This is a genomic window from Paenibacillus sp. UMB4589-SE434 (genome assembly GCF_030226685.1).
GTDB lineage: Bacteria > Bacillota > Bacilli > Paenibacillales > Paenibacillaceae > Paenibacillus_B.
Genome location: NZ_JASOYK010000009.1, coordinates 47,967 through 67,864, shown reverse-complemented (window position 1 = coordinate 67,864; position 19,898 = coordinate 47,967). Strand labels below are relative to the sequence as shown.

General features: G+C 46.1%; 14 protein-coding genes. 2 read left to right on the top strand and 12 right to left on the bottom strand.

Annotated features, from left to right (window positions below; all coding sequences use genetic code 11):
• Window positions 1-21 precede the first annotated feature (21 nt).
• From QP775_RS22690 to QP775_RS22675, 4 genes are all read right to left on the bottom strand, one after another.
• Window positions 22-1,302: a vWA domain-containing protein gene (locus QP775_RS22690; RefSeq protein WP_239332527.1), complete on the bottom strand. Its 1,281-nt coding sequence runs from the start codon at window positions 1,300-1,302 to the stop codon at window positions 22-24.
• 81 nt (window positions 1,303-1,383) lie between these two features.
• Window positions 1,384-3,855, bottom strand: coding sequence for an FtsZ/tubulin family protein (locus QP775_RS22685; RefSeq protein WP_285109146.1), 2,472 nt, complete (start codon window positions 3,853-3,855; stop codon window positions 1,384-1,386).
• Window positions 3,856-3,859: 4 nt separating this feature from the next.
• Complete coding sequence (locus QP775_RS22680; protein WP_285109063.1) at window positions 3,860-7,249, bottom strand: tubulin-like doman-containing protein; 3,390 nt, start codon at window positions 7,247-7,249, stop codon at window positions 3,860-3,862.
• Window positions 7,250-7,260: 11 nt separating this feature from the next.
• Window positions 7,261-9,033 carry a vWA domain-containing protein gene (locus QP775_RS22675; protein WP_285109062.1) on the bottom strand — a complete coding sequence of 591 codons (1,773 nt, stop codon included), beginning with the start codon at window positions 9,031-9,033 and terminating at the stop codon, window positions 7,261-7,263.
• A 569-nt stretch (window positions 9,034-9,602) separates the two neighbouring features.
• On the opposite strand from QP775_RS22675, the gene QP775_RS22670 reads away from it, so the two are divergent.
• On the top strand, window positions 9,603-10,544 hold the full coding sequence (locus QP775_RS22670; RefSeq protein WP_285109061.1) for a hypothetical protein: 942 nt from the start codon (window positions 9,603-9,605) through the stop codon (window positions 10,542-10,544).
• 5 nt (window positions 10,545-10,549) lie between these two features.
• Window positions 10,550-12,301, top strand: a complete 1,752-nt coding sequence (locus tag QP775_RS22665) for a hypothetical protein (protein WP_285109060.1) — start codon at window positions 10,550-10,552, stop codon at window positions 12,299-12,301.
• A gap of 123 nt (window positions 12,302-12,424) precedes the next feature.
• On the opposite strand, the gene QP775_RS22660 is transcribed toward QP775_RS22665, so the two are convergent.
• The 8 genes from QP775_RS22660 to QP775_RS22625 all read right to left on the bottom strand — a co-directional run bounded on the left by QP775_RS22660 (window position 12,425) and on the right by QP775_RS22625 (window position 19,898).
• Window positions 12,425-13,012 (bottom strand): hypothetical protein, encoded by a 588-nt coding sequence (locus tag QP775_RS22660; RefSeq protein ID WP_285109059.1) that lies wholly within the window; start codon window positions 13,010-13,012, stop codon window positions 12,425-12,427.
• 2 nt (window positions 13,013-13,014) lie between these two features.
• Window positions 13,015-13,446: a hypothetical protein gene (locus tag QP775_RS22655; RefSeq protein WP_239332515.1), complete on the bottom strand. Its 432-nt coding sequence runs from the start codon at window positions 13,444-13,446 to the stop codon at window positions 13,015-13,017.
• Window positions 13,447-13,766: 320 nt separating this feature from the next.
• Entirely contained in the window at window positions 13,767-14,486 is a 720-nt protein-coding gene (locus QP775_RS22650) for a glycosyltransferase family 2 protein (protein ID WP_285109058.1), read from the bottom strand.
• 4 nt (window positions 14,487-14,490) lie between these two features.
• Window positions 14,491-15,456, bottom strand: a complete 966-nt coding sequence (locus tag QP775_RS22645) for an NAD-dependent epimerase/dehydratase family protein (RefSeq protein ID WP_285109057.1) — start codon at window positions 15,454-15,456, stop codon at window positions 14,491-14,493.
• Entirely contained in the window at window positions 15,438-16,268 is an 831-nt protein-coding gene (locus tag QP775_RS22640; protein WP_285109056.1) for an SDR family oxidoreductase, read from the bottom strand. The genes QP775_RS22645 and QP775_RS22640 overlap by 19 nt, the downstream gene beginning before the upstream one ends.
• A complete protein-coding gene (locus QP775_RS22635; protein ID WP_285109055.1) occupies window positions 16,268-17,251 on the bottom strand; it encodes a polysaccharide biosynthesis protein in 984 nt (327 codons plus the stop codon). Before QP775_RS22635 ends, QP775_RS22640 begins: the two co-directional genes overlap by 1 nt.
• On the bottom strand, window positions 17,244-18,335 hold the full coding sequence (gene wecB / locus QP775_RS22630) for a non-hydrolyzing UDP-N-acetylglucosamine 2-epimerase (RefSeq protein ID WP_285109054.1): 1,092 nt from the start codon (window positions 18,333-18,335) through the stop codon (window positions 17,244-17,246). Before wecB ends, QP775_RS22635 begins: the two co-directional genes overlap by 8 nt.
• A 36-nt stretch (window positions 18,336-18,371) precedes the next feature.
• Window positions 18,372-19,898, bottom strand: coding sequence for a glycosyltransferase family 4 protein (locus tag QP775_RS22625; RefSeq protein WP_285109053.1), 1,527 nt, complete (start codon window positions 19,896-19,898; stop codon window positions 18,372-18,374).

The following is a 19,898-nucleotide window of genomic DNA, read 5'->3' as shown; positions in this document are numbered from 1 at the left end:
CTCCGCACTTGGCTCTCACGTTTAGAACCCTTTATTGCGGCTTTCCTGCTGACGAGCGGCAAAGCTGCCACCGGTACGCCCAGTTGATCCTGGACGTTGACGGCCTTCACGCAGCCGCTGGTTCTCCTGTACTGGCACAACCAGGGTAAACAACGTGATGACACACGCCAATATCAGATCGGCTAACAGTCTAATTACGGCATCGTTAAATGGCTGCCCAGTTAAGCCCACCTCCAGCAATATGCCGGACATCAAGCCTGCAAATGCACCTCCAATGGCAAAACTTCTCGCCAGGTGGCGATTGTCAAACACAAGTCCAAGTGCAAGCCCTAGCGCCGCCCCAATAAGTACCAGCGCTGCAACTCGAAGCGCCGTATAATACCCACTATCTTTTAGCGGCCCGGTGCGCTCCGTAATCAACGTACGCTCGCCAATCTTGTTATAAATTTGCTCAAATACAAAGGACAGCTCGTCAGCCTTTGACACATCATAGTACTGACCGCCTGACTGGTTGGCGATATCTTGCAGCAAGCCGGCACCCTTTGCATCTACTAGACTCAGGCCAATCGTATGAACGGCGATCCCCTGTCGTTGGTATTCCGCCAGCGCTTCGCCAGTGTTCATCTCGCTAAAACCGTCCGAAAGCAGCACAACCATTGTGCCGCGACCTGCCGTATCGTTATCTTTGATATGCTTCATCGCTTCGGACAGTGACAAGCCAATATCCGTACCGCCTTCCGTCGGTTTAAGCGCATCGATCTTATTGTATATACTTTCTTTAGCTGCTTGATCTTTCACTTGAATGTAAGGTTGAAGCAGGTCGGCTTTATCATTAAATACAATGACCGCTACCTTTTTGTCACTGTCCATTTCCCCGATCATCTGCTTGGCTGCCTTGTATCGATCATTATCAGGGTCCGTATCCCGCATGCTGCCGGAATTGTCGATGACAAGTGTGATATCTTTAACGGGCCTAGCCCCTCCCAAGTCCAGCTGATGGACAAACTCCAGCGCAAGTCCTGCCACAAAGAGCATAACTAACGTGGCTGGCACAAGGAACTTCCATGAATTCCCGACATAGCGTTGACGCCAGGACGCCCCGCTCAAACGCGGCGATATCATCTCTGCGATCAGACAGAACAAGCCAATAAAGAAAGCGACTGTCCCAAAATATAGTCCCACTACAATAACCCTCGGCCATTCTCCAAGCAGACTGTGCAACAGCCATTCGCCGACCGTAAAGCCGATCAGTCCTCCGATCAAGCTAAACAGCACCATCAGCATATTCACTTTACGCTGCATATTGATTGCATCCTCTCACATGAAATAGGAACATGACGCACCGTAGGCCTCGCATCGAGCGAAGCCTATCAGCAAACACGATCAGCGGATATCCGGCAAAAGGTCCGGGTTAATGCCGTGGAACTCGTATCCGTTTTGGGCGTAACTGTCGTAATACACTTTGCCGTTGCGGTAATACATCATATCCTCTACATGGAAACCGCCCATCAGGTTTAACTTCTCTACACCACTACTGCGTCTCTCATGCACACAACCCAGCTTATATATACGCGACGTTTCGTCCGTACTAAGCGCATACCGAATAAATTCACTTGAACGGTCGCCAAAAAAGTATTTTTCTTCATATCGGTGCTCATGCGTATAATCCAATAAACGAATATGAATAACCGCATGCTCTTCCAATGTTCGATACAGCTTTTTAAACAATTCATCCTTTGACAATACTTCGCGGTTGCTGTAATCAACGGTAACATTTGCGCGTCGCAGCAATTCTTCTTCGAATGTTTGATGGAACGGTGCCGCAGTTAAAATATGCTGCTTACAGACCGCCATTAGCTTGTCCGTAAGCGCCTCCGCTCCTGCTTCCGCAAGCTGGGAGAAATTCCCCATAAAGCGATCCTCAAAGAAGCTCCCCTCTCCGCGCTTGGCTTCAATGTCCTGCATAACAGCAGCTGTTACGAGTTGATAGTACTCTATAATGTTCTGACCAATATAATCATCAGCCTCTCTGATCATGCTCCGTGCTGCTTGATGAAGCTCATGTTCCACTTGCTTCATTACCCGGACTTGACGGGAACATGCAGCATGGAGCTGTCCAAGCGCCGTTTCATATTCACGGTACCATGCCAGTTCCATTTCCAATCGGAGCATCTCAAGCTTATAGCGATACACTTTGTCGAAGAAACAGCGGATAAAGCTGCGCACATTATGTTTGTCCATCAGCGGCAAGCGCTGAAAAGACTGCTCGTCTACGCTTTCTTGATACATTTGTTCAAGTTCTCCTCGAACCGACTCCAGCACTTTGGATTTGTCCCGAATCAGACCATGGAAGTCACGCCAAATGCTCTCTGCTTCATTTGCTTCATTCGTCCACTCATAAAGTTGAAACAAGCTGATATCTGGATGCTTGCTCAAAGTTTGCTGAACGTGCTGATGCAGCTGTTCTGCCGCACTGTGCTGGCTCATACGAAGCTCTGCAGCTCGTATGAAGTTATCCCGAAAGTAAGCCTCACAGCCATCACCAAACAAAGCCTGTTCTGCTTCTCGCAGCGTCATATGCTTTAGCTGAGAATAGCTTATCCCATGCGTCATAATACCGCTCATATCCTGAATGGCATGGTCATCTGGCACAATCCCCGCCGTGACACTGGCCACATCTGCCGGAGTTAATCCAAGCACTTCCAGTTTCTCAATGCTGCTCCGCATCTGTATGTCGCTCATCCTCACCACGAGTTCCCGGTATAATTGATACATTACAGTGAGCGCAATGGACTCGTTCGGACGTTTCACTCTGGAGAACCCTGCGGATACATAACCTTGTCTGCCATCTTCCGTCATGATGTTATTTTTAAAAGACGTATTGTTATAACGCTCACCTTGCTGCTCGTGCGAGACGTCCGTCAGCTTTCGATTTTTTAACAGACTCATATGGCAGATGATTTCACAGTTATCTTCCAGGTCATGAGTAGACGAGATGCCTCGTTCATTTTTGTCTGAGAGCAGGTACGCCAGATCAAACAAGGGTGCAGCGGAGTGGACGACCGGAATCGAGATGCCGTCTTCTGTCACATGCAAGGGTGCATGGAATGAATATTGAGAGCTCTGCATATAATCCAATTCTCGGAGAAACGCCACTCCGAGCGAACTGTCATAGCCAAATGACTCCATCTGCTCTTTCTCGCTTATTAAGGCGTACAGGTCCATCTGTACCGACTTAAACGATTGGTTGAAAATATCTTTGGCGAGCAAAGATATTTCGGGCACAAATACGTTCAGCGGATCATCCACCCGGGTTATGACCGCCACATGAATGCGATCAAAAGATGCATATAACCGCCCGTACTCTGCTATGCTGTAACTGATTTGGCGCAGCATTCGATTCAATTCCAACAAGTGACCTTCATCCTGATGTAATTGGGTGTATACATCCTTGCGCTGCGACATGCTCTTTCCCGTTGTGTGGACAGGCAGCTCCAGTCGTGTTACGCGCGTCTGCATCTTATTTTGTTCGTGAGCCTTCCCTGCTTCATCCCTATCGTCTTCTGAATGAGAAGGGACAGAACTTCCGGAATAGATCCCGGAAGTTCCCTGTTTAAGATCCGCAGAAGCGGCTGTCCAATCGCGAGACACCACATGTGCATACATGACGCCGGCATTGTTATCCCATTTACGCTCATTTATCTGAATGATAGGTGCAATGGCATCTGACACTTTAGTTCCTATAAACAGGAATACAGTTGGAAAATGGATGCTGCTCTGATCGTCTCCCTGATCGATCTGACGTTCTTCTGAACTCGCATAATCGAATGCGAACCTTCTTAGGTTGTTGTGTATCATCTTATTTCAACTTTCTAATCATCGCATGTAGTTTCGTGGTTAACTGCTTGTAGAACTGATATGCTTCTTCTCCGTTGGCCAATTCGATCTTCTCATGTTCCAGACGGTCACGCGCATCCTTGAATGTATCGTACATCTCCTCCAGCTTAATCAGCAGCGGAGACACGTCCTCAGATGAGGTCAGTTCTGCATCGCGACGTGATGCCTTGCGCAACAACGTCCCCCGACTCTTGTCGTCAAGCTTACGGAACTGACTGTATACTTCATACTCCGCATAATCACGAATACGCATCAAATTCGCAAGCGGCTCCCAAGCCTCCTCCTCTTCATCACGATCATAGACAAAAAGAGCGCCCTTCTTGACGATAGTTCCCGTATACAATGCTTCGATGAAATGATCCTGCCACTTCTCTTCATCCTGATATTGGCCTAGCAGCTGCTCGAATTCCGCCACTTTAGCAGCGATCGCCGCGTACTTGGCCAGTTCCTCGCGCGTCCGCTTAATCAGCTCCGGCGAACGAATTAGATTTTCCTTCGCCAGTTCTTCACTGATACTTCCGAAAATATCCTTTGCTGTTTCTTGTTCCAGGCCTTCGGTCAGCAAACGCTTCAATTCGATATAGGCTCGTTTCACTTCACCGAGATTTGGCTTGGCCGCTGTCAGCTGAAGATCATAACCTTGCAGTACTTGCGTCATGTCAAATGATTTCGTAAAGATGACTGCATAACGATTGCTCGTATTATGATCAATCCCCTTCTCCACGATAACCTTGTGCGTCTTAGCCTGGTCGAATTCGTTCCGAACACGTGCATTGTACTTCTGCACCCGTGTGTTCATATATGTCTCTCCCCAGGATTGCTCCGGTATCGGGGACGGTAAATAAGTCCAGTTCATCTTATCGGTCTGTACCAAATGGCGACCAATGCCTTCCTTGTCGAGAATCGTCCGCTCGTAACTCTCCTCGTATACCTTCAACGGCGTATAGACAAAGAGTGGTACACCGTTTCGTGTATTCAGCCAGAAGATACGGTTCTTCACTTCGCTTTCTTTTACAGTGAAGTGGGACTTGCCAACTGCATTGTTCTGATAATTACGAATTCCTTTCAGAATGCTTGGCGCCTTCACTGGCACCGATACGAATCCCCATGACGGGAAGTACAGATTGCCAGAACTGTTACTCAAATGGAATACTGGCACTGCCTCCTCATCCAATTTGCTCGCAATGTTCCGTTCCACAAATTTGTCGATCGATTCCTCGTGACCGAACTTCATGATCAGAAATTCTTCCATTGACTGTGTAATCAAATCGCCAAACTTCTCTGACAAGAAGTCTGAGATCGAGCTTACAATATCCAGCTCCTGTTCCTTGATCCACTGGTTCGAGTGGTTCAACAGCTCCATTGAGAAGTCGCGGATCAGATCATCCACTTCCTTTTGCTCCATAATGCTGCTGATTACCTTAGAAATGTCAGGTACACTGACCAGATTCCAATAATACGTGTGATTGCCCTTATGGTCGGTCTGTTCGTCACCGTTAATTAAGATATCGCCATTCTTCTCGAAGATGCCATTCAGCGCGTTCAGAATCTCTGTAAACACGTTATAAATTCGATTATTTTCACCGTTCAACAGCTCATATAGATCCTCATAGAACTCGATCATTTGCTCTGTACGTTCAATATCAGCATGCAGCCAATACTCGTTGATCTTGGCTTCAACATACATATTTTTCTTTTTATCCTTCGATATAAACGCACTTTTTGCGTCGCCCAACCGCTCATTCGCCTGATCCTGCGCCGCTTCGATTTCACGCGGAATACGATGCAGGTTCTCACGCAAGGTTTCAATGTAAGACAACAGCATTTTTAGCAGACAGAAGCCCTTCTCCGTATAAATAAGACGTGACACATAAAACGGCCCTTGTTCCGGATGCAGGAACATTCTACGCAATTGATCTGTGAATTGGCCCACAATCTCGCCAGGCAGCTGCTTCTTCGCTTTGATGTATTCTTCGCGTGCCCTGGCTAAGAAGCTCTGCTCCAGCTCTGTATCGAGATTTACGACCTGCATTTTAACCACATTGTTATAACTGAGACGCTCACTATTCTCATACCCTGGGAGCGGTTCTGGGACTCGGGATTCGAATGTCTTTACCATCGAATCGAGGTCCACACCAAGCTTACGCGCAAACTTCTCTACTTCCTCCTGACTTGGTGCTTTTTCAAACATTTTCTCCATCTTGTTAAATAAGCGATAGCCGAGATACGTTGTCATCTCTTCAATCGGCAGTACTGCAGAAGAAGCTCCGATAATGTTGTATTCGTAATTAGCCGGATACGCTTTGTTCATCTGCGCGATGTTGGTACGAATGTTGCTTATATAGTCATGAATGGCGAATTCCTCGCCTGATTGCTTCTCTTCACTCGCCATAAAGTTCGTAATGTTCTCAGCGGTGACGTTCATCGTATAATCGTACGCGCTTTCCAACAGCTTACCTTCCGTGTTGGTTGCGGAGATGAGATGACATAGGTTAAATGGCGGCAGCGGTGAATTAACAGTCAAAATATTGCCGTATTTCTGCTGGAATCTTTCACCACGGCTGTCCACGTTCATCCAGTAATCCAACTCTTTTAGTGCAGCATAACCGTTCTTCTTGATATATTCTCTTGTATGCTCACTCAAGCTCTTGTTGGACAAGTTCACGTCAGGCGTGAACAAATAACCAAGTGTATTGACACGGTCAATGCCTGCAGAACCGTGATCACGCTCGATAATACCGCGTACAATATATGAAATGTCTAGGAAACAGCCGCTTCCCGTTCCGCCAGACAAGCCCGACAACAGAAACACCATCAGCTTTTTGTTGGTGCCGACGGATAACGTCTTGATCTTCTTGTCTATTGCCTGCACAACCTGATTGATCTTCGTGAATAGCAACAGCCGCCCTGCCTGACGCACCCCTGCCGCACCGTTCATACCGTCCGTAATACTGAGCTCTGGTGACAGCCACTCCGTAATGTACGGTTCCAGAATACTGCGATTTTGGAGCAAGCCCCCAATCTCGGCATTGGACAGCAGCACAAATTCGTTCAGCGGATCTAGACCGATACCTTTATATTTTTTGCTGCGGTCCTGCTCATTCGTCTCAAAAGCTAGAAATTCAACATTGTCCGGCTTTTCGCGTTTCTTCTTGGACAAAGGATCTTCCGGCAGCTTAAATCTGCGATTAATTTGGTATTTCAAACGCAGCAGCGCATCAATGCCTGTACCTCCAAGTCCAATAATCAGAATCGGATTATCTATCGTTTCGACTCGAATCTTATCGCTGACGATTCCCCCGCCAAGCGATACGTCGAGCTGCTGAATATGTTCTCTAACTACCGGTTTCATGTAATTGCCCCCTATACGAGATATTCAATCAAAATAGTCTTATCAACACTTTGCAGCGGCACTGTAATGCGATCGCCGTTCTTTAATTCCATCCCACCGCTAGCATCTACCGCCCGGCCGGATTTCTCAATCGTGCCTGCAGATCCACTCTTTACCAGAATGCGGTCATTACGTGCAGGCACAAATATAAGTTTTTCTGTCTCCTTCAGTTCAGGCGCCAATTGAAGTACTTGATGCAGCGTGAACTTGCCTTTAAAGGCCGCAAGCTTCTTGTATTGCGGGTAAGACTTCTCGCCTGTATTTTCGTCGCGAATCTCGATGACCAGCTGCCCAACGAAGCCCTTATTAGCTTTTTTCACCGCTGCAACAATAAAGTAAGCGCCAGCCGCTGCTCCCAGCAGGGCAGCAATACCGAGGATAATCAACCAAATCGACAGCGGCTTCTCTTCGGCTGCATCCGGCTTGCTCCCGGACAATCCGTTCGACTTCGCATCGACGGTGACGGGCTTGGTTTCGCGGAAGAAACTTTTCTCCTCTGCTTTGACCTTCAGTTCATAAATATGCTTGTCCTCTATCTTGTAGCTGCCCTCAAAACGGTCTCCCTTATTTTGAAGCGGGATTTCTTTTACATTACCTGTATCGTGGTCGGTTACAGACAGCACTGCTTTCATGTTCTTGTATAAGGCGCTATTTTGGAGCTTCTGACCGTTGCTGACCAGATAAGCATTAATATCTACGGTGTCACCTTTTTCGTACTTTTTTGTTGCGATTGGGTCCAGCGCAAGTTCCAAATCGTAATTAAAAACTAGATTAATATCGATCTTGTCTTGAGCAACCCCCTTGACCTGCAGCTTCCAATCACCTTGAGCTGGCTGAAGCAGTTTCATTAAAGAGTAGCTCTTCGAACGGGATAATTGTACTTCGTCTGATGGAATCGCTACCTGATTGCCGGATGGATCGATCAGCTTCACATCGACCGGCTTGGCTGACATGATCGAGATATTAGCCTCCATGACGTTGGCATTAGGCACATTAACCGTTACATCTTGATAACTCCCGTTAGCTGTAATGGACTGGATCGGCACAATCTTCAGTTTCAGGTGGCTGGCAAAGATCTCGCTTAATATTTGCGGCAGATCATCTGCTGTCGATGTGACAAACGACTTGCCTCCGGTCTGCTTGGACAAAACCGCCAGCGCTTCCTTGTTCAGCTTGCCGTCCGCGTTTAAGCCAATCGTATAGATAGGAATCCCCTTTTTTGTTGCTTCCACAACGGCTTCGTTCAGTTCCTTGTCTGACTGAGCCTGCGTACGACTTCCTTTAGCATTCAAATAATTGTTACCGTCAGCCAACAAGACAATCATTGGCTCATGCCCTGGGTCCGCGCCATGCTGCAGCACTTTTACCGCTTCCTTGACGCCAACGGCAATATCCGTATAGGCGCCTCTATTTAACTGATCGATGAATTGCTTCAAATCCTGCTTGTCCGCATCGGACTGGATCTCAAGCAGCGCCTTCTCGCGCTCGATCTTATCGGTATATGCTACGATACCGACTTTATCTCCCGCAGTAGACAGCATATCGATAAATAGCTTCATCGCCTCATTGCCCACTTTATTAGCATCACTTGTACTCATCGAATTACTTACGTCTACGACAAGAACAGAGTCAAGCTTCGAGGATTGCTGGGCAGCGCTTGCCACAGGCAGATTGGCAGCAAGCGGCAGCAGTAGTAAACCTATCATAAGCCAGATTGTATAGTTCAGAACGTTTCTACGAAGCATAGTTGTACTCCTTTATGTTGAAGTGTTAGTTTAATAGTAGCATGCAAGCGTTAGCTGATGGTCTGGTTAAGCGACTGTATATATAATCGTTGTCTGCAATTTGTGCTCCCTTATCAAGTCATTTATCATTAGTCTCATAGGCATAAAGTCACATGAAGGACATGACTCTATAACGTTACCTCTTAATTCTTAAGATTATATGAAAATTGTCTGAAAAAAAGTTACCAGTCGTCTCAATCCTGTAGTATATGACAATTTATTTACTAATTCTACCACGTATCATACATTATGATATAATCAGGGACTATAAAGTTCAACCATATCTCTCATTCGCGTCCAAGTGGTAGAATATGATCGATATTTGCCGCTTCATCTTGTATCGTTGAACTATTTACTTAATATAAAAGGAATGATAGTTATATGTTAGCATACGGTTGTTTAGGCATTTTGTTTCTATATACAGCAATACGGGCCGGCCTCTATTGGTTCCGCCGCACCTCGGCCCCTACACAGCAAGACATAGACAACAGTCTCTTAACTATTTTAAATGGCGAAAGCGAACGATAACTATGAAAAAAATACCTGTACATTTTCGGCCACACAAACCTACAAGATATATTTATCAAAAGTTGACGATTTGCAAGCAATGCCGAACATTCACAGCCTTAGACGAGCAACAGTGCCCTGCTTGCGGCAAATCATCTCTTGTTCCCGTTGAGCAGTATGCTGTGTCAACGGCGAAGCGTTCCATGCTTACTTCGCTGCTGATTGCGGTCTTTATCGGATTAGTAGGCATATTTCTCAGCAACACGCTGCTGCAAATGGTGCTCTGCGGTGCAGCAGGCCTTCTGCTTGTCACGCTGCTCTGGTTCGTGCAGCGCCAAGTCATGACGCAGGAAATGAACCGCGCCTTGCTTGTTCTCTTGCAACAGGACCAGGACCGTCTCGGGCAAGATCTGTATCGCGACTGGGAAACAGCCTTTTCCAACTGGGATACCGATAAGCAGTTGACATATGAACTGCTGCGCGAGCTTAGTACACTGCTCCACAACGATACGATTCGCCTACAGCAGGTTGCGCTGCTTCATTATTTTGCGCTTCGCAAAGATATGGACCTGGTGCTGGAGCCGCTGCTGATTACCAATTACGACCCTTTACTTGCTGACTATATCGGTGAGTTAACCAAGATTAAGCGTGATCTAATCAAAGACAGTGCGTTTCAATATGTGTTAAATTACGAGCTTGAAATACTTGGGCTGGAGAACGGCCAAGACATTCTCGCGGGAGTCGCTGGTGCTGCTGTTCGTATGAAACGTTATGTGCTGTCCTACTCTGGCCTTGTGCGCAGATATGCTCATAAACTGCCAAAGGACCGGTTCTTGCGGCTGTATCGTATGATTCAACAAAATCCCCATGAAATGGGGGACAGACTAACGAGTGAAGTCCACCGCATTTATCAAGAAAAATACCAATGGGACCCTGACTTTCAGGAGTCGTCCATAAGAGGCTAACTGATATGACGTGGTTACGAGTCGTAAACCCTCGAAATTTGATGATATTTCTATGTTTAATTGTAGTGGTAATGATTGGATTCAAAGGTGTGTGGATCACTCAGAAAATAATGGCGTTTAACGAGGCAGAACGTTTATATGCCAGCAAGGATCTGGTCGCAGCAGAAGATTGGTATCAGAAAGCACGCGGGAATCATTCCCTTCAATATAAAGAGCTGGAGCTTGCTGCACGTTTACAGAAGCTGGCGCCGATTACCGAGATCAAACAGTCTTTGTCCATTATTGCTGAGGAAGCAGACAATGCTGGGCAAGCAAGGGATTTTGCCGTCTTCATGCAGGTATATGACAAGCTCCAACAGATTCGTGGACCCTATATGGCGCCAAAAAGTCAATATGCCAGCTTCTACCGGCAGATCTCAGGCACGTTGCAGCTGTCCGAACGGATGATTGCACATTTACAGCAGTTCAAGCTCAGCTTCTATGAACAAATGAAAGAAAACATGCAGCAGGGCCGCTTTGAGGAGGAAACGTTCCGAACCAACCTGCTGCGCATTCCAGCATTTATATACGGCAGCAGTGCTAAGAAAGAACAACAGCTCAGCACCAAGTTTCAACAATATGATGAAGCTAAGCTCGCCAGTCTGGCGAGTGCAGGAAAATTTCAAGGTATGTTGTCAGAGGCGCTTCATCTGATAAATGTCTATACAGAGCTTAATTTTACAAGTGACTGGGTGTACCCCAAAACAAAGAAGCTTGCTGCAACGATGATGGTGAAGGATGTAGAGCGGGATCAAGTATCTGCCTTCATCGTTCATGCCAAGGATTATACGTCTTTTATGACCTCCACCCGTAAAGATTCAGATATGGAAACGTACTTACAGAATCAAATCCGAGCATGGATGAGAAATGCAGGGAAACTCATCTCTAAAGGCAGCTACCAGCAAGGTATTGCTCTCTACAAAATGCTCGGGGATTATCAGGATACAAAAGCAGAGATCAAAGCGGCAGAGCTGGCCTGGGCCATTGCAGAGCCCGTACGTCTACTTCCCGCCCTCAGCGGCAATCAAAGGTATGCACATGTGATTAGCGGCCAGCATCAATTTGGTGCCAAGACGTACGTGATTGCCGTAGATCCGAGTAACCGTCTTACATATGCAAGGTGGGATAATGACGATCAAATCCAGTCGTGGAACATGGTGTTGCCAGAGGGACACGCATCCATTCGGCGCTTAAGCTTAGAGGAACATCTAAGTACAAACAGTCAGCCTGTACTACTGCTCGAATCCACATCGGAGACCAGAAAAGCCAAATATACTGCCTTCTTTGTAGGTGTAGATACCCAGATCCCGTTGTTTCAATTCGAGGCAGACGGCTATGAAGCAGCCGCTAACGGCACACTTCTCGTCTACAGTCCGAACGTTGCGAATGCCGAAGGCCGCACTGCTGTTTATGAACGACACGGTAACAGCTATCAATTGGCGAGTTTCCAATCCGATTATACGATGATTGCGGCACAGAATCTGCTGAACTACTACAACGTTAAAGTGCAGTTTACCTGTAACATCGTCCTCATTGAAGGAGGAGATGTGTACGGCGAGATGGGATCAAGCTACGTGAAGTTAACAGGCGCTTATCCGTTTCAGACCGGCCAGATCACGATAACAGGCTCATTTCATGAATATGCAGAACTTATCGTCAATAATGAGCTGCATAAGATTCCCGTTTTTCAGGTGGAATCAGTGGAGAAGGCTAATTGAAGAAATAAGTTAACAGGTGTAACAGGATGATCTAGTGCAACCATCTCTATTATAAAATGGAATATATATTTAACAATTAAAATAAGCTGACGCCATGTATTTGGGCGTCAGCTTTTAAGTTGCTTAAGATTGATAACCTTTAAGAAAGTTAACGATGGAGTTATCTACTTCAATTAATTTTAATGAATCGAGCTCTTCATTTTGAGAAACGATTGTTGTTTTCACTATTATATTTTTGTATGAAATAATAGAGTCTTTAAATCTGGAGTAAGTCTTTTCTTCCTTGAACTTCTCATCTGCCAATTTCCAATATACTAGATCATTACCTATATAATTGTTTAAGTAAATAACATCAAGAAAGACCAGATAATGATCCCTATCATTATTAAATGTAATCCGCTCTTGCGTTTTTTGCCCAGTCTCTATGCCATTAGTTGTTAAATAACTCCTTTTATCAAAAGAAAGTTCTTTTTCAACTGCAATAATCGTATTGTCGCCAAGGGTACTTCCATTTATTTTAAATCCAGGTATGATAAGATTTTTTTCTATACTCGCGGCAAGCTGCTGGAACTGAAAGATGCTCAGAATATCATTCTTAGGAGCTAATACTTGGTGGGGAGATGCATTAGAGGTACTCTTGTTGACACATCCACTACATATTAATACGATCGCTAGACAAAAGTAAAATAGTTTAGACCTTTTAGATATCATCTTTAAATTTTAACCTCGCGTACCTTGTAATTAACTTTATCTTTTACAACAGTCCAAGCATTTCCTGTCTCAGTATACAATCCGATATATGGATTTTCACCAACTCCACCTGCAAATTTGTATTTTTTCCATTCGCCTGAACCACCAGAATATGCCCCTGTTAAGTACTTTTCTATATATCCTTTATATCCTGGTCGAACGACCGTAGAAAATTCAACTGTAGAACTTTGATTAGAAATATGTTCACGCGATCCTTCTAACGATAAAGCCTCAACTCTGGAATTTTTCCACTCTTCTTGATATTTTTGTTGCTCCAAAATTGTTTCTGGGTATTCAGGAACAGTACTTGAGCGAACCTGCACGTCTTGGGCAAACGCCATACTCGTTAATGTTAGAGAAAATACAGCAAAAATAATAATAATTTTTTTAACCATATGAAAACCCTCCCAAAACAGAGTTTAATGAGGCACACTTATCAACACTCTCGCATAATTCAAAAACATATGATAGTTAAAAATTTCTTCCCTAAGTTGGCCAACTATGGTTAGCACAATACTATAATAACCCAAAAAAGTGATATAGTTCAAAGACTTAAGTTCTAAGAATATAGAAAAAATTCGACTAGGAGCAAAACATAATACTAAAAGAGAAAGCGTAACATTTGGAGGCCTCCCAAATGTTACGCTTTCTCTTTTAAATTCTATCCCCGATCTTTATTCCATTTCTGCTCTGCTCCGTATTTGCCAATCCCATCTCATCTGATATTCAGCTGTTTAATAAAAGCAGCCAATCGACCGTGATAACGACTATTCGTCGCCGCCACCTCTTGAATAATAGCCTCTCGATGCCGCATCGTACCCATCGCATCATGCCAACGATAAGCCGTTAATGACGTATCAATATAGTGGAACTCAAACCCGGTTAACATGGCCCGGTACCACAGGTCCAGGTCATGTGTAAATGGAAGTGCCTCGTCGAAGCAGCCAACCACATCCAACAGCCTGCGGCTCATCATGACCGTGCAGCCGTTAATGGGATTGCTATGAAAGAAACTTTCATAAAATTCGATCACGTTATGGAACGTTGTAGCCGCACGGTGCTTTGTCACGCCATTAAATGCATTAATGTAATCAAAGTTTGTAAAGCTGATATGTGCTCCCCGCTCTTCCATGTATTGAACCTGTTGCTTGATCTTATCAGGGTAAAAGAAATCATCGGAACTGAGCCACGCAATATATTTGCCTGTGGCATACTTAATACCATGATTCAAAGCGGTTGCCGTTCCTCCATTGGCCTTGCTTAAATAATATATACGTGGTTGATAACGAGTTGCCCGATCTGCATACCTCACAGATCCGTCATCCACCACAATAATTTCAACTTGAGCATAAGTCTGCAGCAAAGCGCTGTTGATCGCTTGATCCACATAAGGATCGTTATAAAATGGAATAACAACTGTGACTAGTGGCTGCATGCCGTCACCTCTCTTGCGCTCTATAATAATTTAGAATATCAGCAACAGTATGTTCAAATGAGCGCCTCGGCTGCCAGCCCCATGCTTTGAGCTCTGGGCTCGTCATATCGAGACTGCCATCGGTATCACCTGATCCAGTCTGACAGGCTCCAGCTAAACTTCTAGAGCACGATGTCCCGTCTTCTCGCCAATGCAAGGGCAGATCTACCAATGCCAAGCGGCGATATAAGGTAGCTACTTCTTCTAGCGTCCGCTGTTGACCGCTTTCCACCCGATATGTTTTTCCTCGTTCCCCATGGCAGAGTATGGCTTCATAGGCCGCAATTGCATCTCTTACATCCAGGAAATCTCTCTTGTCGTGCTTAGCGCTCAGGCTGAATGCTGCATCAAGATGCCCCCGCTCTCGTTCCGCCGTGTATTTGCCGAGCAGCGAGCAGATGCCGGTTGATGGGCCAGGGCCAATTAAGTTTGAAGGTGCCGCAAGCATCACATCAAGACCATACATAGCTGACCACGCCAAAACGACAGACTCTTGCAGCGCCTTGCTATACGAGTATGGATGTGCGGGGGGAACGGTCGGGTCCAGTATGGCTTTGAGCTTTGAAGTAACAATAACGCTTCTCGCATCCGGCACCTGCCGAAGTGCATTCAGCAAATGTACGGTTCCCATCACATTAACGTGCAGCGCATGAGTCGGATACTGCCACGAAGCTGCTACGGCGTTCATACCTGCTAAGTGCAGTACATAATTTGGCTGGACTCTCTCTACGATGCGCTGCACCAGTTCTTCCTGCTGCATATCGCATATGAATACATCTGCTCCAACTGCTGTAAGCCCAGGAGCAGGCTTGCGAACCAACGCTGCCACCTCGATGCCTAAATCCACTAAGCGTTGGCACGCATGATAGCCAGTAAATCCAGATGCACCCGTGAGAAGCAGCTTTTTGCCGATCAAGGGGTGCCCATCCATTCTCCCAACTCCTTCAGCATCATGCCATAATCAGGCACTTGGTACAATGCATCTGATCTGCTAATGACTAACGTCCGATCGATTTCGGGCATTTTGTTAGGGACTATCGTCACGTCCTGCTTGTTAAACGTATGTTGGAACAGGCCGAGCAGGTCGTGCTTGTTAATGACGGTGGAATTGGCCAAATGAATAAGACCTGTGCATGTGCTATTCAAATAATATTGAATCGCTTTGGCGAGTTCTAATGTCGTCACACCGTTCCACCAGACACTCTTATAACCTGCAACTGTCCCCTTCTGGTGCATAAACCAGGACAGAAGGCCGATCCCATGCGGACGAATTTCAGGACCAATAATAGAAGTGCGCAGCGTCAGATGTGGAGGATAATCTCTTAATTCACCCAGCGCTTTGGTCACGGCATACATCGAGACTCCGTCAGGTTCGTCCGACTCCATATACCCTCCCTGCGCTCCAGAAAAGACGCAGTCCGTGCTTATATGCACGACCTTGGCGCCGATTCGGTCAGCTCTTTGCCGCAGACGATGCGGCAAGAAGCTATTGACCTGATAAGCTTCGATGGGATTTCGTTCTGCGGCTTCATTTAAAAGACCTACTGCATTAATGATAATATGAGGGCGGACCAGCTCAACCGCACGATCCACCTGCTCTATGTCAGTCACATCAAGCAACAGCGATTGTTCATCAGACGGATCACGAGAGGTGTAGAAGACGGTATACGCTTCAAGCTGACGGAAATAGCGGACCAGCATATGCCCCGCCATTCCATTTCCGCCGACTATTAACATTTTCATTACAGAAATCCTCCCCGCTCCAACATCTCCCGAATATCATCTTTGTTCATTACATTTCGTTCTGAGCTGAAGCTAGAGAATTGGACTTTGTCATACTGTGCATATTTTTCGTGTAATCCAACTATCTCAAGTGTAGGAAGGATTACAAAATACTGCTCATCATACACTACTGTTGTTAAGCTTTCGTAGTCGCTCATCAAAATTTCATGTATTTTCTCACCAGGTCGAATTCCTTTTTCCACAATACGAACTTGTTCTTCACCAGAAGCTTCTATTAATACCTCAGCCAGATCGATAATACGGCACGTCGGCATCGTCATAACATAGATTTCACCGCCATGACTGTTCGCGGTTGCTTTGAACAACAACTTAATAGCATCCTGCAAAGTCAAGAAGAAGCGTGTCATGTGTTTGTCTGTAATGCCAATCTCTCGCTTGGACTTGATCTGATCCTTGAACAAATGAACGACGCTTCCGTTCGTGCCGAGCACATTTCCACCACGTACGCATACGAACTGAGTGGAGGAACGAAGCAGATTGGCATATACGATCAGCTTCTCGCCAATCGCTTTCGTCATGCCATAGAAATTAGAAGGATTGGCAGCTTTGTCAGTGGAGATATAAATAACTTTGGAGACATTGTGTTCAATTGCCGCTTCAATGACATGCTGTGTACCGATCACATTGGTTTTCAGCGCCTCGTAGGGCTGTTCCTCACAAACGGGCACATGCTTAAGTGCGGCAAGATGAAATACATAATCCACTCCCCGGCAAGCCGCATGCAGTGCCTCCTTGTCCCGAATGTCACCGATACAGAAGCTGAGTCGTGTATCTTCAAATTCGCGGCTCATTGCGACCTGACTCGATTCATTGCGAGAGAAAACAATAATCTCCTGTGGTTGCTGCGGCAGCAACTGGCGGATTAATTCTTGCCCCCATGAACCGGTGCCCCCAGTCACGAGAATTCGCTTATGTTTAAACATCTATGTTCCCTCCAAGCAGAAATTTAACAACGGTGCGGGATACTTGGGGTACTGTATATCCAACCGGACATTCCCAAGATGCAGGCATAGAAACCGTTATTGCGACAGCCTCCATAATACGATCGGCCACTACTCCTGCTACGATATTACTCCCGCAATCAACCGTTTCAGGTCGCTCCGTCGTATGACGGATCGTTACAGTCGGGACTTGAAAGATGCAGCATTCCTCTTGCACAGTGCCGCTGTCAGTGATCGCACAACGTGTATGCTGTTCGAGGTGAACGAAATCAAAGAAGCCAAACGGTTCGTAAAATTCTACCAAGGGGTGCAAAGAGAGGTTGACCTGCTTATCCATTTTAGATCTGGTGCGTGGGTGAATGCTGCAAATGACACGTTGTTGATAGGTATCCGCTAACCGATTCAGACTGGTCAAAATTTGCAGAAGTGCTTCTGAATTATCTACATTTTCAGCTCGATGCGCCGTTACAAGAAAATATTGCTGTGGCTTCAACGCTAGGCGTTCTAACACATTGCTAGCATCGATGTGCGGCTTATAATGAAGCAATACTTCGTAGATAGGATTTCCGCTTAGTAAAATTCGCTCGCTTGGTATTCCTTCCTTGACTAAGTTTTTTTTGCTTTGCTCGGTGTAAGGCATATTAATAGAAGAGATCGTATCGATTACTCGCCGATTTTTCTCTTCCGGGACACGCAAATCAAAGCAGCGATTGCCCGCTTCCATATGCACAACCGGAATGCCAAGCCGCTCTACCACAATTGCACTTAACGCACTGTTCGTATCCCCTAGCAGAAGTACTCGGTCAGGACGTTCAGTAAGGCATAAGCGCTCAACTTCACTAAATATGGTCGCCAATTGGCTGCCTAAGGAGTGCTGCTGGTGGTGACACACATAATCCGGTTGTCTCAACTCCATCTCTTCAAAAAAAATATCATTTAGTGTACGCGTAAAATTTTGACCGGTATGGACAATCACATGTCGTTCCGCACATTCGTCTAGCCGCTTCATAATGAGGCTTAAGCGAATAATTTCGGGCCGCGTACCTAAAATCGTCATTATACGCATCAGGACAAGTCACCACCTGTCATTTATATAGGCTGGCTAGCGGCGGATTCGAAGCCGTCTTCGACCTTTCCGAACACGCATTCTCTGCTTGGTTCCGCGTTTACGTCTTTTCACCCGCAGCGTGGTCTTACGAGATAGACGCCGTTTTTTGCGTAACCTGCCTCGTAAATACCTCTTTAGTCTGCGTCTCACTTTGCGCTGCTTTGGCAGTGGATCGCCTTTAGGAAGATCGTGGAGCACCTCATCGGTAACTCGTCTGACCACACTTACTCCAAGCGACCTAAGCTGACTTGGGCTGATCGCACGGCGATATATCATTCCATCACGGATAAAAACATCGTGCGAGCTCCCTTGGATCGCATAGAACAGACTTGGTTGAGCCATTATCAACTGAACAAATAAGTGATGTAGTCTGGCTCGGCACTGCTCAATGCCATATACTTGCTGCACCGCCAGTGCATTGCTCTCGCCTACCCTTTTCATTTCTGCCGGATTATGCAGTAATCCAGTTACAATGTCCGTAATATGCGCCACACTGCCCGGTTCAGCAGCAAAGGCTGCATTACCAGTCGCCTCGGCAATTTCCGCAAGTCCACCTGATCGGTACACAACTACCGGTTTTCCAAAAATTAATCCTTCCAATGCTGTCATCCCGAATCCTTCAGGTATCAAGCTTGGTATGACTACGATATCCATGGCGGGATATATCCGCTGCACAATGGGCTCAAATCGAATGTGCTGAAATCGGCCTGCATAGGAAGATTCATGAATCTTACGCAAGCAATGCTCCATGTAGCCTTCGTCTACAGGATCACCCAGGATGACAAAGCGCACCCTTTCATCGATTGCGCACAGTCGCAGCGCCATTTCAACAAAATGTTCCAGTCCTTTGTTCCAATTAATAGATGAGGAGATATAGCCAATCAGGACCTCTCTGTCCGAAAGACCAAGTGTAGTACGCTGCTCACATCGATGGTGCAGCCATGTTAAAGGCTCTAACGCAGCCATATGCCAGGAAGGTGGAAGTACATAATGAGGAGGAAAAGGACCTTGTGGAAGAGCGGAATGCGGCAATGGATATAAAGTCGTATGTGATATGCCAATAACCATATCTGCATACGAATGGACAATCGCAGCGGCTTTGGAGGTAAATTCATTGTCTGTAATGACTTCTGTTATTTGCCATAATATAGGAATACCCAACGATTTCGCCGCCAAGGCAGGAACAACGTGTACACTTGTGTTTGTTAATACATAATCCGGTTGTATATCCTGCAATAAACGAACAAGCGCCCCATACTCAGCTTGATGCCTGAGTTCCTCCAGTTCGGCATCCATCGAGGGAGTGGGATGAACCATGGAGTAAAATAAAGGACAGGGCTGAACGCGATAAGCAATGCCAGCCTCCCAAGCTTCACGGGCAAGTATGCCCTCCTGTGGAACGATAAGCACGCAATTGTAGCGAGGAGATAATTCACGAAGCAGGAACAAGAGCAGCTTCTCAGCTCCTGTAATATAAGAGGTGTTGCACAAGTGGGAGAAACAAACGATCGTTGGTTTCAT